At 47.9% G+C, this 19,816-nt stretch carries 12 protein-coding genes and 1 pseudogene; 1 reads left to right on the forward strand and 12 read right to left on the reverse strand.

Features of this window, described 5'->3' with window-relative positions:
* Nucleotides 1-280: 280 nt before the first annotated feature.
* From WH37_RS15645 to WH37_RS15690, 10 genes are all read right to left on the reverse strand, one after another.
* Nucleotides 281-994, reverse strand: coding sequence for a DUF7832 domain-containing protein (locus tag WH37_RS15645; protein ID WP_046231528.1), 714 nt, complete (start codon nt 992-994; stop codon nt 281-283).
* 16 nt (nt 995-1,010) lie between these two features.
* The gene (locus WH37_RS15650) at nt 1,011-1,391 is read right to left on the reverse strand and encodes a DUF3841 domain-containing protein (RefSeq protein ID WP_331458054.1); all 381 of its coding nucleotides are present in this window, start codon (nt 1,389-1,391) and stop codon (nt 1,011-1,013) included.
* Between the two features lie 6 nt (nt 1,392-1,397).
* Nucleotides 1,398-1,691 carry a hypothetical protein gene (locus tag WH37_RS36015; protein WP_197091371.1) on the reverse strand — a complete coding sequence of 98 codons (294 nt, stop codon included), beginning with the start codon at nt 1,689-1,691 and terminating at the stop codon, nt 1,398-1,400.
* A 135-nt stretch (nt 1,692-1,826) separates the two neighbouring features.
* Nucleotides 1,827-8,141: an InlB B-repeat-containing protein gene (locus WH37_RS35570; RefSeq protein ID WP_197091372.1), complete on the reverse strand. Its 6,315-nt coding sequence runs from the start codon at nt 8,139-8,141 to the stop codon at nt 1,827-1,829.
* Between the two features lie 549 nt (nt 8,142-8,690).
* Entirely contained in the window at nt 8,691-9,095 is a 405-nt protein-coding gene (locus WH37_RS15665) for a DUF3224 domain-containing protein (RefSeq protein ID WP_046231531.1), read from the reverse strand.
* A gap of 28 nt (nt 9,096-9,123) precedes the next feature.
* Nucleotides 9,124-9,750 (reverse strand): type 1 glutamine amidotransferase family protein, encoded by a 627-nt coding sequence (locus tag WH37_RS15670; RefSeq protein ID WP_046231532.1) that lies wholly within the window; start codon nt 9,748-9,750, stop codon nt 9,124-9,126.
* 121 nt (nt 9,751-9,871) lie between these two features.
* The gene (locus WH37_RS15675) at nt 9,872-10,834 is read right to left on the reverse strand and encodes a helix-turn-helix transcriptional regulator (RefSeq protein WP_046231533.1); all 963 of its coding nucleotides are present in this window, start codon (nt 10,832-10,834) and stop codon (nt 9,872-9,874) included.
* Nucleotides 10,835-10,887: 53 nt separating this feature from the next.
* Nucleotides 10,888-11,457 carry an SF0329 family protein gene (locus WH37_RS15680; RefSeq protein WP_046231534.1) on the reverse strand — a complete coding sequence of 190 codons (570 nt, stop codon included), beginning with the start codon at nt 11,455-11,457 and terminating at the stop codon, nt 10,888-10,890.
* Between the two features lie 215 nt (nt 11,458-11,672).
* Nucleotides 11,673-12,251 carry a DUF4256 domain-containing protein gene (locus tag WH37_RS15685; RefSeq protein ID WP_046231535.1) on the reverse strand — a complete coding sequence of 193 codons (579 nt, stop codon included), beginning with the start codon at nt 12,249-12,251 and terminating at the stop codon, nt 11,673-11,675.
* Between the two features lie 42 nt (nt 12,252-12,293).
* Nucleotides 12,294-14,846: a winged helix-turn-helix domain-containing protein gene (locus WH37_RS15690; RefSeq protein WP_046231536.1), complete on the reverse strand. Its 2,553-nt coding sequence runs from the start codon at nt 14,844-14,846 to the stop codon at nt 12,294-12,296.
* A gap of 468 nt (nt 14,847-15,314) precedes the next feature.
* Here WH37_RS15690 and WH37_RS37415 point away from each other — a divergent pair.
* A pseudogene (locus WH37_RS37415) lies at nt 15,315-15,386 on the forward strand (IS3 family transposase); the annotation flags it as partial.
* Nucleotides 15,387-15,520: 134 nt separating this feature from the next.
* On the opposite strand, the gene WH37_RS15700 reads toward WH37_RS37415, so the two are convergent.
* Both WH37_RS15700 and WH37_RS15705 read right to left on the reverse strand, forming a co-directional pair.
* Entirely contained in the window at nt 15,521-16,228 is a 708-nt protein-coding gene (locus tag WH37_RS15700) for a DNA alkylation repair protein (protein WP_046231538.1), read from the reverse strand.
* A 141-nt stretch (nt 16,229-16,369) separates the two neighbouring features.
* A complete protein-coding gene (locus tag WH37_RS15705) occupies nt 16,370-19,816 on the reverse strand; it encodes a glycoside hydrolase family 2 TIM barrel-domain containing protein (protein ID WP_046231539.1) in 3,447 nt (1,148 codons plus the stop codon).

Here is a 19,816-nt window from a genome sequence, read left to right on the forward strand (position 1 = left end):
CAAGTAAGCGCATACATTAAAACATTGTAAATTATAGGTTTTCCCTAAATTTTCTAAGATTATTTTTAACTGAGTAGCCTTGTCGCCGATTACGGATCTGACTTCCATGCTCGTTGCCTTGCTTTTCTCGGTCGTCATGGCTATATGCGTTTTGTATACAAAAAAAAGGAGTCGGCACTTTTATGCCCTCCTTTTGTATCGTTATCTTCTGAGATTCTCAGTTGCTCCAGGTCTAGTTGCCCCTCACTGCGTTAATCGATCATTTACATTTCAAACTACTCTAGGCTCCCGATTTCTTGCGACGTTTCCAGTCCTGGTAACGCTCCGTAATTATCGGCTCGATGATGTGATAGTTTTCAATCGAATCTTCTACATGGTAGATCGTAGGCAAGCCGGCCGCCAATACGTTCGTGAAATCAACGGCCGTATAGATGTCGTTTTGGATATTGAGATATTCGCGGGCAAACGCATCTGCCTCATCCGACAATTCGTTCGAGCTCAACACGCCATCCCAGTTTTTACGATAAAATTGAGCTCCGGTCATCTCGTCCCTTTTGACAAGCTCAATTTCCGCTGCATCTTCTTTGCGGCTCCATTTGCTGAGCAGATCATTTTTGACCACCCAAGCTATGAACATGCCTGACGGAACGTAAGCTTGGTGGTGCTCCAGTTGTTGTGGAAAATCGCCATCGTAATGCCATTTCGCTTTATCGTAGACGTATTTTTCTTTTTCTGCGATCTGAAATAAAATATCTCGCGGTTCTTCCACAAAACCTTTATTTCTCAGTTCATCAGCCAGTTGCTGCAACCGATCGATCGCTTCCTGCTTGACGGGATAGGGCTCGTATGTCGGGTTCATCGTCTTCTTGTCAGGATACAGCCGGCCCTTGATGATATTAAGGATATAAACCTCTGTTCCTTCCGTAATCGTTAAATGCCGATAATCTTTAAACGTCTTTCCCCGTTTGGTCAATACCAACTCGATCTTGCTCACCTTATCTATCACCTCACTATATTTCACGTTGCTTCCTTGTCACAAAATGCTCAACCTTATTGACTCTACTTATATTGATCCTACCAGCAACTCCCTGAAAACATCTGCTGTCAGTTCCATGCCACTCAGGATCACGCAGTCTATTGAAATCGAATATTCGATTCCAACTCTCTTCCTTGCTCATAGACAGCTTTCCTAAATAATAGTCATCCCACTCTTTTTCGTTATCAGCATAGAAACTATCATTTAGAACAAAATGCCAATCATCAAAATCAGAAATTAATACCTCTTTATCATCCAATTCTAAACGAATTCTTACACAAGAGGTGCAGCTTCCAAAATGACCTGACGAACGCATATCCGGCTTCTTTACCCATAGCCAAATACTGTTTTTCAGAACCTTCTAAATACCCTTGATTCTCAAATATGTTCCAAATTTCTTCTCTTTGGAGCGTCCAATATATGCCGATTTCATATCTCTCCTGTTTTTAAAAATATGTTGATGACAAATTCCTCGAAGGTATTCTCCTCTTTCTGGATGCGTGTCCTCGTCATAAAGATGACCTAAAATTTCGTCTACATCAACCAAACCGCTATAAAAATTAAAATAGTTACGATTAACCGTTCCATAGCCGACTTCCCTTAAGAACGTATGTGAGGCATTATTTTTAATTAAGTCAAGCTTTAAAATAAGCATTATCATTCCCTCTAAATTAGCAAATGAGTACTCGGAAAACAAGCGATCTTCGAGATAAGATTTAACTATCTTCTCGAAGATCGCTTGTTGCTTACAAATTGTAGAACCATTTGAAAACAAACAATGATTCATTCTTTACATGCTCTGTTGTTCCAGTATTCTCAATAGAATGGTTGCAGCCTCAGCTCGTGTTGTCTTATCATTAGGTCCAAATTCATTCGTGCTTCTGCCGTTTACAAGACCTAAATTCTTCATCGCTTTTACTGCCCCCTTCGCCCATGCCGGAATATGATGGTCATCCTCGAAGTCAGTTGCTGTATTAGCATCCACACTCAAGTTGAGTGCTCTAGCAATCATTACCACCATCTCTGATCTAGTTATCCCTTTATCCGGGCGAAAACTGCCATCCTCGAAGCCACCAATAATACCAGCCTGCACCGCCTGCGCCACTGATTCCTTCGCCCAAGCTTCAATTTTTGCTGCATCGGTAAAAGAAATCTCGGCCTTTTCCACTTGCGGCTTCAGCTTCAACGTATTCATTAACATCACAACAAACTCTGCTCTAGTCACTGCAGCATTCGGCCTAAACGTGCCGTTTGGATAACCGCTAACGATGCCTTTGCTTACTGCTAGTTGGATATTGGAGGCTGCCCAGTGCCCAATAATATCGCTAAATTCAGGCGCTGAATTTGCCGGCCTACAAGGTACTCGCTGGCCATTCACTGTCCCAACACAAAGTACTGTAAATTTCGCAAAGTAATTTACTTCTATCGAAATCCAATTGCCATCGACTTTACCACCAGCAACTTCTGTCCACGTCTTCTTCGTTTCGTCATAATAGAATACCGCTGGTTGCTGCCCCTTTGTCAATTTCGAGCGCTCAAACGCAAAGGATATCGTCACCAACTTTTTAAAGTTATCTGGGATATTTTTTAAAATATTAAAAACTCCGCTAACTGGATGTTTTTCTTTTGATAGAAGCTTTCCAGCTTCAATGTCTCTTTCAATGGTTACTTTTAATTCCTTGTCTGTAGCTCCTGACGGAATATAAATTCTCACAACATCTTCAGAGCTTACCTCGCCTCTTGCTCCAGCAGGGAGTGTTAACCTTCCATCCGTTGATACTGGTTCAATATAGCTTGATCCGCCAGAGCCTCCACTTACGTGCCACTGCGCATACAGCGTTACATTAGTGGTACCCATCGTGAGCGTTGCTCCTGCCGCATAGCTCGTTCCGCTTCCATTCGCTTCACTGTTCCAGCCTGCAAACGTGTAGCTGGTTCGCACTAAATTTCCTGTGTTCCCCAGCACCGTTGCCCCTGTGCCGTTCTCATATGCTGAGCTGTCAACAGGCACCGCTCCTCCCGTGCTGCTGTTTCCGTTATACGTAATCGTGTAGGTCGGATTCAACGTCCACTGCGCATACAACGTTACATTCGCGGCACCCATCGTGAGCGTTGCACCTGTCGCATAGCTCGTTCCGCTTCCGTTCCCTGCTGTGTTCCAGCCTGCGAACGTGTAGCCGGTTCGCACCAAGGTGCCCTTACCTAACACGGTTACTGCTGTGCCGTTCTCGTACGCTGAGCTATCAACAGGCACCGTCCCTCCCGTGCTGCTGTTTTCGTTATACGTAACGGTGTAGGTCGAGGTTAACGTCCACTGCGCATACAGCGTTACGTTCGCGGCGCCCATCGTGAGTGTTGCACCTGCCGCGTAGCTCGTTCCACTTCCATTCGCTGCTGTGTTCCAGCCTGCGAACGTGTAGCCCGCTCTCACTAAATTTCCTGTGTTCCCCAGCGCCGTTGCCGCTGTGCCGTTCTCATATGCTGAACCGTCAACAGGCACCGTCCCTCCCGTGCTGCTGTTTTCGTTATACGTAACGGTGTAGGTCGGGGTTAACGTCCACTGCGCATACAGCGTTACGTTCGCGGCGCCCATCGTGAGTGTTGCACCTGCCGCGTAGCTCGTTCCGCTTCCATTCGCTGACGTGTTCCACCCTGCGAATGTGTAGCTGGTTCGCACTAAACTTCCCGTGTTCCCCAGCACTGTTGCCCCTGTTCCGTTCTCGTACGCTGAGTTATCAACAGGCACCATGCCTCCCGAACTGCTGTTACCGTTATACGTAACCGTGTAGGTTGGTGCCAACGTCCACTGCGAATATAACATTACATTCGCGGCACCCATCGTGAGCGTCGCACCTGCCGCATAATTCGTTCCGCTTCCATTCGCTGCCGTGTTCCACCCTGCGAACGTATAACCCGTTCTCACCAAAGTGCCCTTACCCAATACCGTTACCGCTGCGCTGTTCTCGTATACTGAGCTGTCGACAGGCACCGTCCCTCCCGTACTGCTGTTACCGTTATACGTAACCGTGTAGGTTGGGGTCAACGTCCACTGCGCATACAACGTTACGTTCGCAGCACCCATCGTGAGCGCCGCGCCTGCTGCATAATTCGTTCCGCTTCCATTCGCTACCGTGTTCCAGCCTGTGAATGTGTAGCTGGTTCGCACCAAGGTGCCTTTACCCAGCACCGTTACGGCTGTACCGTTCTCGTATGCTGAGCTGTCGACAGGCACCGTCCCTCCCGTGCTGCTGTTTCCGTTATACGTAACCGTGTAGGTTGGCGTTAACGTCCACTGTGCATACAACGTTACGTTCGCCGCCCCCATCGTAAGTGTTGCACCTGTCGCATAATTCGTTCCACTTCCATTCGCTGCCGTGTTCCAGCCTACAAACGTGTAGCCCGCTTTTACCAAACTTCCTATGTTCGCTCGTACCGTGGCCGTTTGTCCACTCTCATATGCTCCACCGTCCGTAGGTGCCGTGCCTCCCGTACTGCTGTTTCCGTTATACGTAACCGTGTAGGTTGGGGTCAGCGTCCACTGCGCATACAACGTTACATTTGCGGCACCCATCGTGAGCGTCGCACCTGCCGCATAATTCGTTCCGCTTCCATTCGCTGCGGTATTCCAACCTGCAAACGTATAGCCCGTTCTTACCAAGGTGCCCTTACCCAATACCGTTACCGCTGTGCCGTTCTCATATGCCGAGCTGTCGACAAGCACCACGCCTCCCGTGCTGCCGTTTCCGTTATATGTAACCGTGTAGGTTGGGGTCAGCGTCCACTGCGCATACAATGTTACATTAGCAGCACCCATTGTGAGCGTTACACCTGCCGGATAGCTCGTTCCGCTTCCATTCGCTGCCGTGTTCCAGCCTGCAAACGTGTAGCTGGTTCGCACCAAAGTCCCCTTACCTAACACCGTTACCGCTGTGCCGTTCTCGTATGCTGAACTGTCAACAGGTACCACGCCTCCCGTGCTGCCGTTTCCGTTATATGTCACCGTGTAGGTCGGATTCAGAATCCACTGCGCATACAGCGTTTCATTTGCGGCACCCATCGTGAGCGTCGCACCTGCCGCATAGCTCGTTCCACTTCCATTCGCTGCTGTGTTCCATCCTGCGAACGTGTAGCTGGTCCTGACCAAGGTGCCCTTACCTAGCACCGTTACCACTGTGCCGTTCTCGTACGCTGAGCTGTCAACAGGCACTGTACCTCCCGTGCTGCTATTTCCGCTATACGTAACCGTGTAGGTCGGGGTCAACGTCCACTGGGCATACAGCGTTACATTCGCGGTACCCATCGTGAGCGTCGCACCTGCCGCATAGCTCGTTCCGCTTCCATTCGCTGCTGTGTTCCAGCCTGCGAACGTGTAGCCCGCTCTCACCAAGGTGCCCTTACCTAACACCGTTGCCGATGCGCCGTTCTCGTACGCTGAGCTATCAACAGGCACCGTGCCTCCCGTGCTACTGTTTCCGTTATACGTAACCGTGTAGGTTGGGGTCAACGTCCACTGGGCATACAGCGTTACATTTGCGGCACCCATTGTGTACGTTGCACCTGCCGCATAGCTTGTTCCGCTTCCATTCGCTGCCGTGTTCCATCCTGCAAATGTGTAGCCCGCTCTCACCAAGGTGCCCTTACCTAACACCGTTGCCGATGCGCCGTTCTCGTACGCTGAGCTATCAACAGGCACCGTGCCTCCCGTGCTACTGTTTCCGTTATACGTAACCGTGTAGGTTGGGGTCAACGTCCACTGGGCATACAGCGTTACATTCGCGGCACCCATCGTGAGCGTTGCGCCTGCCGCATAATTCGTTCCGCTCCCATTCGCTGCCGTATTCCAGCCTGCAAACGTGTAGCTCGTTCGCACCAAGGTGCCCTTACCTAGCACCGTTACCGCTGTGCCGTTCTCGTACGTTGAGCTATCAACAGGCACCGTTCCTCCGGTGCTGCTGTTGCCGTTATACGTAACTGTGTAAGTTGGGGTCAACGTCCACTGGGCATACAGCGTTACATTTGCGGCGCCCATCGTGAGCGTTGCACCTGCTGCATAATTCGTTCCGCTCCCATTCGCTGCCGTGTTCCAGCCTGCAAACGTGTAGCTGGTCCTGACCAAGGTGCCCTTACCTAGCACCGTTACCGCTGTGCCGTTCTCGTACGCTGAGCTGTCAACAGGCACCGTTCCTCCCGTGGTGCCGTTTCCGTTATATGTTACCGTGTAGGTCGGGGTCAACGTCCAACGCGCATACAGCGTTACGTTCGCGGCACCCATCGTAAGTGTTGCACCTGCCGCATAGCTCGTTCCGCTTCCATTCGCTGCCGTATTCCAGCCTGCAAATGTGTAGCCCGTTCTCACCAAACTTCCTGTGTTCGCTCGTACCGTGGTCGTTGCTCCGCTCTCATACGCTCCACCGTCCGTAGGCACCGCTCCGCCCGTGCTGCCGTTTCCGTTATATGTCACCGTGTAGGTCGGATTCAACGTCCAACGCGCATACAGCGTTACGTTCGCGGCACCCATCGTGAGTGTTGCACCTGCCGCATAATTCGTTCCGCTTCCATTCGCTGCCGTATTCCAGCCAGCAAACGTATAACCCGTTCTTACCAAACTTCCTGTGTTTGCTCGTACCGTGGTCGTTGCTCCGCTCTCATACGCTCCACCGTCCGTAGGCACCGCTCCTCCGGTGCTACCATTTCCGTTATATGTAACCGTGTATGTCGGCGTCAACGTCCACTGCGCATATAGCGTTACATTTGCGCCGCCCATCGTGAGCGTTGCACCTGCCGCATAGCTCGTTCCGCTTCCATTCGCTGCCGTGTTCCAGCCTGTGAACGTGTAGCCCGTTCGCACCAGACTTCCCTTAGCCGACACCGTTACCGCTGTGCCGTTCTCGTAAGCTGAGCTGTCTACAGACACCGTCCCTCCCGTGCTGCCATTTCCGTTATAGGCAACCGTGTAAGTAGGGCTCGCCGTCCATTGCGCATATAGCGTTACATTCGCCATGTCCATGGTGAGCGTTGCGCCTGCCGTATAGCTCGTTCCGCTTCCATTCGCTGCCGTGTTCCAGCCTGCGAACGTATAGCCTGCTCTCACCAGGCTTCCCTTTCCCAACACCGTTGCCGATGCGCCTATCCCATATGTACTGCTATCCGAAGGCACGGTTCCTCCCGTATGAGCATTACCGTCATAAGTGACCGTTGAATTTTCGAATACCAAATTCGCATTGTCCCCCACAATGATGAAAGTATTGTTACCATACTCAATATCAGTAAGATAATCTGTAGAACCTGAAGGAATTACATTCCAATTCACACCATTACTAGAGTTCAAAACCGTTCCACCAGACCCTACAGCCACAAATCGGCCATTTCCATAAGTAATACCTGATAACCCTTGAGTTGTGCCCGATGCTTGCGCCGTCCAGGTCACCCCGTCAGAAGAGGTCAAAATCGTTCCAGCGCCTCCTACCGCCACATACTGTCCATTGCTATAAGTAACATCCTGCAGAGAATAGCCTACGTTCGACACTTGCTCCGTCCAAGCTACCCCGTCAATGGAAGTCCATATTTTACCATATTGGCCGACCGCTACAAACTTGTTGCCATAGGTAACGCTATAAATATACGCTCCACCCGTATTAGTAAGCATCTGACTAGTCCAATTCACCCCATCAGACGAAGTCGTTACCGTTGAAAATTGCCCTGTTGCTACATACTTGCCGCCTCCATAAACAACACTTCCTAAAATATTCGAGGTATTTGAGTTCGAAGTCCCAAGTACATTTCCAGGACCCCAGGTTAATATTGTTCCATTTCCACCTACTATCACATACTTGCTACCGTCATAGACAATATCATTGAGACTAACTGTAGTGCCAGTAAAAATACTTCCTGTAAATTGACCGTCACTACCGTCTAGGGAATATAGAAGGGTTCCATTAGTTCCTACAGCCATAAACCTGTCAGGCCCACGTACAACGCCATACAGTAATGAACTCGCCTGGTAATCAGGTTTACTCCATGCAGCAAAAGTAGATACAGGGTGAATCACTTCCAATAGAATAAGTATTGCAATTAACAGAGAAATAAAATTGCGCTTTTTTTTCATTTTTCTACCTCCTGATATAAAAAAATTTCTTAAAATCCACATAAAATAACAGACTTTTAAATTTGGATTAAGAACTTTTGCGATCCGAAAAGGCATTTAGCCGTATTTTATCAAACATCCTGTTGGCTAATATTAATGTATTCTTAATGGTTTATATTCCAACTTTGAGTTACACTTCTGTCCACCAAATCGATCAGGAATATGTTTGACGCTGGCCTCTATCCGTATCTGGATCGCTTAACTTAAATTGAAGCGCAAATTAGTCTCAAGTCTGCACATGACTTTAGGTGCCTAGGGGGAGAAGAGCTGCGGAGCTTTATGTTACCAAAAACGTAGAGGTTGATTAGATCGCACTGTGGAAATCAGCGTTCACCCTTGGGATTTACCCTCCCATTTTTCATTAGGTCGATGTACTTACCTTCCTTAAAACAAATCCCTATTTATTATAATGTTTGGAAAATAAAAAATGACCTACCCAGACAGGGTAGGTCGACAACTAAATAGGGTAGGTGAAATTGCAAATATGCCTATACTTATTTTAAAGAAAAACTATTTTGTCAATTCGAAATCTAATACCAATTCACTCGTGTGACCGAGAAAATGATAGTTATAGCTTCCGATTAATTTTTTCAACTCTCCTGTACCGTTAATGATTTGAGCAGGGCTATCAAGAGTACCGTTATCAAACATACCGTTTTCACAAGCTGTAAACGTTCCATATTGTCCATCGTAATGACCTTCAAAGTGTAGGAACCCCGCAATTTTGGATTTTGCCTTTTCAGCATCTTCAATATTACTATCTAAGTAATACAGCAAATATTCTAAAGTTGCTTTCCCTTCCAAAATACCTTTAATTTCGTATTCAACTTTTGCAGTATTAATGGGGAAGTTGCTAAGATTATTTTCAACGGGTTGTTCCTCCCATTTTGTTACAGTAAAAATGGCTGTTTCCATATAATCACTCTTTTCTAAAAAAATATCTTCACAGAATGGCATTCATCAATTCGTAGAAATACTTGGATTCCTGCGTCTTATTTAGACTATACCAGGCATCTAATGTTTTTGAAGAAAACACATCCAGCGCCCTCAAGACATGTACAGCAAACTCCAATGGAGCTATACCAGTTGCAGTGATCAGTTTTCCATCCGTTACAGCAGACTCCATATTGTAATATTTTTCGCCCGTGTAAGTGGGACAGATCATTTTAAGGTACTCCAGATCATTGCTTGTATGCCGACGTGAATTCAGCAACCCGGTCTGGGCAAGTGCCATTGTCGCACCACAAATCGCTGCAACTAGTATCCCTTCCTTTAAACACCTCTCCGCCATTTTTAAAATGGGTTGGTGAAAGGTTTCTGTCCATGTATCTCCACCGGGTAAAATCAATGTATCTGTGCTTTCAATGCTGCACTCATCCAGTCTGATGTCAGGCAGTATTTTCAATCCGCCCATTGTCGTTACAGGCGTCTTTTCTATTCCCACAGTAACTATTTTGGATGGGGCCAGCCCCTTTTTATAATACCTTCCCGAGTTCAGTTCGGCAGTTAAGTAACCGATTTCCCAGTCTGACATGGTGTCAAACACATAAAGATAGACCGTATTCGTCATTTGCAAGTTCCCCTTATTTTACAAGTCATCAAGGGATACCAACCATACATCCATGCATCGGCAATCCATGATTATCCTCATTATAAAATAGCTTCACTGACATCTGCTGTCAGTGAAGCTATTAAAGCCGATAATATTCCATTAGCTCCGATGCAACAGCAACCAGTTTTTCCTTCAAACTCTGTGGTTCGATGACTTGAATGGATTTCGCATAGGATAGCAGAAAATAAGGGACATGTGTCTGAATCGATGTTTCCTCAAGTAAAAAGATGGCTTGATTGGCTGTCCGCTCCTGCAGATGATGCCCTAAAAACCAATGCAAGCATAAGTCATCCAATGCCTCTGATCTGCCTTCGATCATTAAAGAAATTAACCCATCCTTGCCCACTAAATCAGGCAACAGATTTTGCATAAAAAATTCACGGGCCGAAAATGCTTCAGGACGCTTAAATAGCATTGGAGTTCGCTTGATTTGTAAAATCCGTTCTGCCCGGAAGCTGCGGATCTCCTTCCTTAGGTGGCAAAATCCAACCGTATACCATTTATTGTTCCAGTTAACCATTCCATAGGGGTCTATCACCCTGTTCTTGGATTGTTCTTCATGGCTTGTGCGGTAATCCATTTCTACAGAAAATTCGTTTGCTACAGCCTGCTCCAATTCCGCCAATACCGGCTGAACCGAAGGGTAGCCACTGCGGTTTATCACTTCAAAACCGGCTAAATGACGGCTAAGCATACTTTCCTGCTCCTGATTTGAATACATTTTCAATTTGGATGTGGCATTGCCTAATGCCTCACTCAAAGGGTATCCGGCTTCTTTCGCAAAAACAGCAGCATGAAGGAGTGCCTTTTTTTCTTCCATATCAAATAGCAGAGGTGCTCTGATAAAATGATTCAGCAAGCGATACCCGCCATTGTGACCTGTGTCGGAGATGATAGGCACCCCACTGGCACATAGTGCATCTATATACCGATAAACGGTCCTTATATTTATTTCTAGCTTTTCGGATATTTGTTTTGCAGTCATTTTCATGCCCGAATTCAGCATCCAGAGAATGGCCAGCATATTATCGTTTTTTGGCATAGCATGAACCCTCATTATTTTTTTTGCAATAAGTGATCTTCAGGTATTTATTTTCACAACGTACTAAGACGTAGTTCATAAAAAAACTGCACACTTGGATGCTTTAACTTCATCTTCTCGGCCATGTTTAAAATTCGTTTTTTTCCAACTCGTCTGTCCACCAAAGCTAGAATATTCAATAAGATATCATTGCTCTCTATGCTTTCGTCTATAGAAATGGATAAAAACTTAGTAGCTACAACGATAAAATTTGATTTACTTAATGATGACTGTGCCGACATAAGCTCCTTTGCATATTCTGATATTTTTCTACTTCTCGCAATTACTATTAGACGATCCTCCGGAACTGCACCTTTGGTATCTTTTCTGACTGCTTCAATTTCTTCATTGCTGATAGGGATTTGGATATTTGAATCATTCTTAATTTCCAACTCTGTCTGATACCATCTGATTGAGTGAGTTGCATCACTCATATTGAGTACGTTCTTTTTATCTACCGCAATATAACAAAGCCCTGCTTTATCGGGTAAATAACGGTAGCTGGTTGCACGGTATTCGACCCTTCCATATAACGCTGGACAGAGAAAACTCTCCAGATTTTGTTTCATTTTGCTCCAGGACATGTACTCCTCCTATGTTCTATATCTTATCATAAATTACCATTGGCCTTGTGTTTCACCATTTACTTCTAAATAAGCTTAAACGTCGTAGCTCATATAAGTCAAATGAAGTATACGCATTCCCCGCCAGCCTTTTTTAAGCATAAAAAAACCTCTGCCGCTGCGGGGAGAGGTCAACTTATTCCTTGCTATCTAAAAATCGGCCTTCACCTGAAATGCTAGACTCTTAACCAGCCCCGAAACCCTCTAGCACCATAATAGGATTCTGCTCCATTGTGATACATGAAGATCGTGTTATAGCGACGATCACAAAAAATAGCACCGCCGAGCTCTCTAATAGTAGCGGGTGTTTTCACCCAACTGGACGTTTTCAAATCGAATTTTCCAAGCTCCTGCAGCTCCCGATACTGTTCTTCTGTTAAAAGCTCTATCCCCATGGCTGCTGCCATTTCCATCGCACTATTTTGCGGCTTATGCTCTTTGCGTGATTCCAGCGCTTCACGGTCGTAGCAAATGCTTCTGCGACCTTTAGGACTTTCCGCCGAACAATCATAAAAAATGAACTCGCCCGTCTCATTGTCATAATCAACAACATCCGGTTCACCTCCGGTCCTCTCCATTTCATGAAGCGACCATAGCTTTTCGGTTTGAGCTTCAAGCTTTGCTTGTACGTTAGCCCATTCAAGATCTTTATGCCGATCTATATTTTTATCAAAACGGGCTTTCAAGGCTTTAAGTAATTCCTCACGCTGCTCCGTAGACAGCTCCTTTGTAGGGCTGTTTGGACTCGTTGTCATCTTCATTTCTCCCTTCAATATCATTATGCCGCCCAGATTTCCTCAGATAAAAAGCCCCAATTGTTTGGCCTGCTGCAAGGCTTGTATGCGATTGTGCGCCTCAAGCTTGCGATACACATTTTTCAGATGGAACTTCACGGTACCACTCGTAATTTGCAGCCTATCAGCAATCTCCTTGTTCAACAGTCCGTCTGCAAGCAGAATGAGTATTTTCATTTCCTGCTTGGTCAAGATTTTTTTCGGGGACGGCTTATGGCTCGGCGCCTCTTTCAGCGCTTTCAGAAGCCGCTCGACATAATCCGGCGATACCGAAGTTACACTCTCCTCTTGCCTTGCCTTCATGAAATCGTCCAGCATCCCGAGCATAATCTCCCCTTCGTCCACGAAGCTTCGAATATATCCGACAGGTTCCGCAAGAGTAAGCGCTAGCGTAAGCTTCTCCAGAGATGCTTCCGTCAGGCCAGATATCCGATAGCCCATGCTCTGGAGCAGCCGAATGTGAATTCGATCCCGAAGGCGATTGTCCTGGTTGATTAGAAGGTACAGCCTTTCGAGCAGATTCAGCGCTTCTTCCGTACAATCGGATGCTATAAGCACTCTAGCCAAAATTAGATGCTCGGCCAGGTGGTGCAGAGAAACTTCGTCTTCTGGAGACAGTCCGCTTGTTTCCGACCAGTCCAGAGCATGTTGAAGCAAACCTTGACGCAAGGAGAAAAGCGCTTGCTCCGCCTCGATTCGGCGAACAATCAACTCGTAATCCGGCGAATCGATGTTCGATTTCAGCCGAAGCAACCATTCGGAGGGCCCGCTTTCTTGACCAGTAGCTTGCCGAAGCTGTGCAAACGCAAGGTTCAGCTGAATCCATAGCCACATATTGGACCGAAGACCTACGCGACCAAGAGCCTCACCGAGATAAGCCTCCGCCTCTTCCAGCCGATTCCATTCGTACAGGAGCGCACAATACGTTACGTATTGGTACCCAACGAAAGGGTAGTCTTCTTTACTCCTCCAAGTCTGAATCCATTTCTGCAAAAATTGCTCCACGACGACAAAATCGTTGTTGAGCGACAAAAGATCGGTAAACTGATCGTAGCCTTGATATCTTTTGCTTCCCATGTGCTGAAAGCTGCTGCCTTCCGGCAAATAGCTTTCTACGAGCTCGAAATAATGCGATGCTCTGGTCAAGTTCTGCTGAAGATAAGAGAGGATGCCGCAAAAATAGTAGAGATTGCCCATCACTTGTTTCCAAGCAGACTCGGGCATAACCATCCGGAGAGCTTCGAATCGGATTTCCGCCTGTTCAACTCTTGGAATAGCCGACTCCCATTTCCCGTCCCCTACCAGCTTGGTAATATAGAACATTTCGAGCATCGGCTTGTCCCGGTAGCTGCTTTCCGGCAGCGCTACAATCCATCTCATCATCACGGTGCTTTTTAATTGCAGGTATTCGGGAAATATGTGCTCGATGATCCGAACAGCGTCCTCCGACTGTCCTCCTTGAATATAGTGCTCCACCGCCTCTTCAGCCATCCCCTGCTTTTCGAACCAGTTGGCAACGCGGGTATGGAGCATCTTCCATCGGTCTGGATCCTCTCCGGCTGCGATTCGCCGCAAGAAATCCGATAATAAATGATGATACCGGTACCAATGCCGTCCCTCGTCCAAAGGAATGATAAATAAGTTCAGGCGTTCCAGCCTCTCCAATTGCTCTTGGCTGTCCACTTGCCCCGTTGCTGCCTCACAAAGCGAAGCATTCATGCGGCTTAATAGGGACGTTTCCAGTAAAAACCGGCGCAACGATTCGTTCAGATGCTGGTATACTTCTTCTAGCAAATAATCGGAAATGTGACGCTGTTGGCCGTTAAACTGGCTGATGGATGCTGTAATATTGCCGCTGCCATTCAGCGTAATCGCCGCCAGCTGCAAGCCGCTTACCCATCCCTCCGTCTGGTGGTGCAACGCTGTGACCTGTTCCTTCGTCAGCTTCAAATCAGTCGTGTCCCTGAAGAAGACCATTCCCTCTTCCAGCTCAAAACGCAAATCCTGCATGCGGATTACATTGATCTCGCCTTTGGCCAGCAATCTTGCGGTAGGAATCGGCAAGTCGGTGCGGCTGGCGATAAAGAGATGAAAATGGGAGGGCAGAATCCCAAGCAGGTAACTAAGCGACTGGTGAATCGCGGGAAGATCGATGAAATGAAAATCATCCAGAACAAGAATCAACTCTTCTGGAATTTTAATCCATTCATTTGCGAACGCCGTCATTGCCGTTTCGAATAGAGATTCAGACTCTTTTTCCAGAAGAAATGCGATTGATTCGCCAAAGCCCGGAAAGGGCTCCCGAATGGCCGCGATCACGCAGCTCCAGAACTGGCTCCAATCGCTATCAAGCTTGTCCAGCGAGACCCAAGCGACATGAGCGACGCGCTGCTGCTTCGCCCATTCGCTAATCCCCGTCGTTTTGCCGTAACCTGCCTGCGCCGACACCAGTGTCAGCTTCGTTTTCAACCCCATATCGAGCTTGCGCATCAGCTTTGGCCGAGACACCAAGGATTTTCGTACTTGGGGGATGCGAATTTTCGATTGGGCAATCATGTTGTTACGCCTCCGTCCTTACGTGTGCATCCTCCTTTCATTTGACATTCGATGCGCGATTTCCTGCCTCGCCTATCGTTTCGCATCAAGAATCATCGCTTGTAAAAAAATCCTACCCGGCGCTAGCGGCCGGCAAAAGGAGCAGACTTTTCGGAAAGGCCTAACGTCTAAAGTAAATAAAAACAAGGGTTACCGGAAGGCGGTTGATCAACCGCCTTCCGGTAACCCTTACTTCTTCCAGGAGAAATTGGAAAAGACGCTTTTGACGACCTCCAATGGTACCTTTTTCTTGTTGGCGTAAAATTGGGCCGTTTCTTCGGAATTCTCCTTGATCCAATCTGTCGTCTTCTTTTTATAAGCCTTCAGATACGCGACTACTAATTCCGGATGCTTCTCGGAAAAGCTTGTTTGGGAAATTAGCGGTATTGGAGCAACCTCAAAAAGGACATTGATGACTAGTTCCACTTTTACAATTACGAACGATTACAGGCGAAACTAAACGGCCTCAGTCCGATGAAATTCAGGACCAAGGCCGCTTAACGGATTTTATTTTTTGTACTGTCTACTTGACGGGGTGCAATTCACTTTCTGGACAGCCCCTCGTGAAGAGCTTACTTGATATGCTGCACGGACGTTTCCATACTCAATTAAGACCTGAGCCGGGTCAAGCTTTGTCAGCACCTTACGTATTTGCGCTTGAAGCCGATCTGCCCTTTATCGACAGCCTTCTGAATATTGCCCGCGGCGTCAAGATGCTTGCTCTTGGACTTCGCGTCCGTCACCTCCACCGGTCCGATAGCTGCGGCAGTTTCGACCGCCTTGGCATGTAGCGGCACATAGGAAACCGCTGTAGTATAGACGAAATTATTCATTGCATATTTGGCGCGTTCAGGAGCATCGTGAATCGTATCGCGGACTGTCGCCAGCATCCCGGCCAGCTTGCTCTCGGAGAATTTACTGTCCGGGCGGCTGCCAAGCAGCCAGCAATAGCAGCTCCAGCCTGCGGACATGCGCAGCTCCTCGCCGCTTGAAATCCATTTATCGGCCACCTCCTGCGCAATATTGGTTTCCGCCAGCGTTACCGCTACGACGTAATCAGACAGCATAAAGAAATAGGCAGCGTCCAGCCAGCGGTCAAAGTCAGCCTCCGACATCGCCTCAGGCTCCGCAATAACGCCGGCAAAATACATCGCGTCGTAATTTCCAGTCGCGTAAAGCTGCTCGGCCAGCGGCTGATTTTTTTTCGTTTTCCGGGCAATCGGCTTCATCACGCCTGTCGCCACGCCAAACAATGGCTCATGAGCTCCATTGGAAACATATATTTTTTTGGTGCGCTCCTTGCCGAGCGCTTCAAGCTCCTGCATAACCTCTTCGACATTCATCCGAATCCCTACCTTCTGCTCTATAGTAAAGTTTGCTCCGCTATCGTCTCTTCCTATTCAGCATCCCCGCTATACACCTGCTTTAATATGGTAAGCAGCTTGTCCGATGACTGAAATGAAGCGTTATTCGTGCTTCCCCTATTATAGATGCAAAAAGCGGAACCAGCCAAAGTCGAAGTTGCTGCCCGGCAGGAAAATGAAGGTCACCTTCTGCAGCCCTGTTATCTGCTCCAATTCAAATACCCGTTCTTCGTAGCCATCGGATTTCTCGAACTCTACGAGCTGATTGCTTTCGCCGTTCTCGCCAGCAAATCGAATATGGATCGTATTTTTATCGATCGGCGAGCTCCCATTTATGACTAGCTTCGATGCGCCTTCGCCGGAAAAATCCATATGCGCGAATTCGAGCGAGACATTATTGCCGATGCCTTCCACACGCTCATCTGCGAAGGTAAAGGTATCTCCATAAACTCGATCGCAGGAAGCTGCCGTATTTTGTTCGAAAGCCCGATTTTGGCGTTCAAAAGAAAATCCTTTGATGTGCACCTTCTGGCGAAGCACGAAGCAAATCGACGTAATGCCGCGAAGTCTCTTGGTCAGACGATATGTTTCTTCCTGATAGACGTTCCACTTGGACGGCTTCTGATAAATGACGTCGGCAACTAAGCTGCTCCCCTCTTCGCCAGGTATCCCTTCCCAAATCTGCAGCGGATACTCCTCGCTGGACAAGGCGAAGATCGGCATCGTAATGGTGTCAGAGCCATAAGGACCGAAGTCGATATCGTGGAAGCCTACTTGCGTTTCGCCATCTCGGCTCGTTGCTACACCTCTTTCGTTTCCGTTCCCAACATCGCCCCTGCTGTAATCGTAAAGCCCCGCCGAGATGAAGCCATACGGATCCTTGTAGGCGGTTCCGAGCCCCGTTGCCTTAAACTCCAACTGGGAAATCAGCTTCGTCTTGTCCGTGCCATTCTTACTCGTACAACGCAGACGGAAAGCACCGTCGCCGATGGCGGATATCCTCGCCTCAAGTCCATACGCTTCGACCTTGGCAATATTCGAGTCGATTCCTTCGTCCGTTACGGCACGCCACTCCACGTCTCGATACGAGGTATTTTCCGGCCATAGCTTAGCTCGAACAACAATCTCCTTGGTGGATTCATCTATAATTTGCCCAGACTCGCTGATGATTTCGATTTTACGAAGCGGCGTTTCTTTATCATCTCCCGTCACGCACGCCAGCTCTTGATTTCTCGTGTTGGCTGAAATGCCTACCAAGCTTGCATCGTTTGCAGGGTGTGACTCGAATTCCGCGACCACAGCTTGCATCCCCTGGGAGGATACCTCGATTCGGATTTTCCCCGACTCCAGCGTCGCGCCGATAATCGCCATCAGCTTGCCGCTAAACAATCTTCTGCTTTTTCCCTTATATGGATCAAAATCTGTGCTGTCCCCATTATCAAGCCCGAGCAATCGGCCTGCACCCGTCACCTCGACTTGAACACGATTGTTCGCGTTGTCTACCGAATGCCCCTGATCATCCAGCATACCGATTTCTACAAAAATCAAATCCGTACCGTTCGCCGTCAGCGCCTCTTTATCGGCTTGGAGACGAAGCTTTGTCGCATCCCCGAACGAGGTTCGAACATCGGTTGCGATCACATTGCCATGCTCGTCATAAGCGATGGCCTTCATTTCCCCTTCCGCATAAGGCACCTTCCACCAGCCGACAAGCTCCGTTCCATGCTCGTGATCAATTTCGTAGGTTCCAATCGTATCCCCATTAAACTGCAGCTCAATCTTAGGGGCATTCGAGCAGACCCGAACATCAATCATTTGTCCAACGTTGAAATCCCAATATGGGAAGAGGTGAACCATCGGCTTCGTTTTATAATCCGTCCAAGCAGCCTGGTAGATGTAATAGGAGTCCTTCGTGAACGTAGCCGTATCGATCTGGCCGAAATAAGAATTTTTCGTATGATACGGTGTCGGCTCCCCGATATAGTCGAATCCAGTCCATAAAAATTGTCCCAGCGAAAACGGCGTATCCCGCTCCGCCAAAATACAAGCCTCTGCCGACTTGGCTCCCCAGCTTGTCGAGCTGTTACCGAGGGCCGAGCATTGCTCGTCATCGTCGGCAAGGATTGATTTTTCGAATGGGAAATGATAAATCCCTCTACTCTGGACGACCGAAGCGGTCTCGCTGCCGTAGATGATCCAATCCCGGTGCTCCTCATGATGCTTGAGATAATATTTTTCCGCGTAATTGTAGCCAGCAACCTTCACGATATCGGCGCATTTCTGCGCATTTTCCCATGGCATATAATTCGAGCCAATCGTAACCCGGGCATTCTGCTTCGGATCGAATTCCAATACATAATCCATGAGCATTCTAGTGATTTCCTGCCCCCGCTCATCCGCATGCGTATCGTAAATCTCATTCCCGATGCTCCACATGAGCAGGCTTGGATGATTCCGATCCCGGAGCACCCAGCTTTTCACGTCAGCATACGCCCAATCCTTGAAAAACCTTGCGTTATCGTAAGCCGTTTTGGATCGCTCCCACATATCAAACGCTTCCGTGACGACGAATAGTCCCATCTCATCCGCCAAATCCATCAGCTCAGGAGCTGGCATATTATGCGCTGTGCGAATGGCGTTAACGCCCATTTCTTTCAGCAGCTCAAATCTTCTTCGCAGCGCATAGATGTTGAACGCTGCTCCTAAAGCACCAAAATCATGATGCTCGCAAACACCATTCAATTTCAGCTTTTTCCCGTTTACCTGAAGTCCCAGCTGCGGATCAAGAACGATGCTCCGGAAGCCCAGAGGCAGCGTGAGCATCTCCAATTCTTCGTCTTCGCTTCCCCCGCCCGATTCCGGCAATACTCGCTTCATTCGCGTAATGATCTGATACAAAGTTGGTTCGTCCGCGTTCCATAAGAAGGGATCATCTACAGTTAACGTTTGACTGTTTTTCGTAACCAAGCCGTGTTCTGCTTTTACCCGCTCCGAAGTAGATACGACCGTCTGCCCTTGGAAGAGGATATCATGCGACAGAAGCACATCTTCTTCAATATGCACATCCGTGTCTATTTCCACCAGCCACTTGCCGCCATCTTTCTGCTTGGTTGTAACATACACGCCGTCGGTGACAATGTGATTTTTGTCCCGCTCCTTGAGCCAGACGTTACGATAGATGCCTGCTCCCGAGTACCAGCGGCTGTTCGGGCTCTGGTGCACCACTTTCACGACGATTTCATTTTCGCCTTCGATAATCGCATCCGTTATTTCGTGCTCGAAGGATGCATACCCGTTTTTCCATTCGCCTACAGGCTGACCATTTACGTATACGGTAGAATCCATGTACACACCATCGAAGCAGATCAGGAGCTCTCGATCACTCCGAGTCCCACTGAATTTCTTGCGGTACCAGCCAATACTGTTCTCGTATAGCGCCAATGTATTATAAATCAACCAATCGTGAGGAAGATCCACCGATTCGAAGTCGAGTCCGGCATGGTCCGCAACATCCAGACCGCTTTTGGCAAATTCCCATCCATCGTTGAAAAGTAATTTCGTATTCAT

The sequence above is a fragment of the Paenibacillus algorifonticola genome (assembly GCF_000971975.1).
GTDB classification, from domain to species: Bacteria; Bacillota; Bacilli; order Paenibacillales; family Paenibacillaceae; genus Pristimantibacillus; species Pristimantibacillus algorifonticola.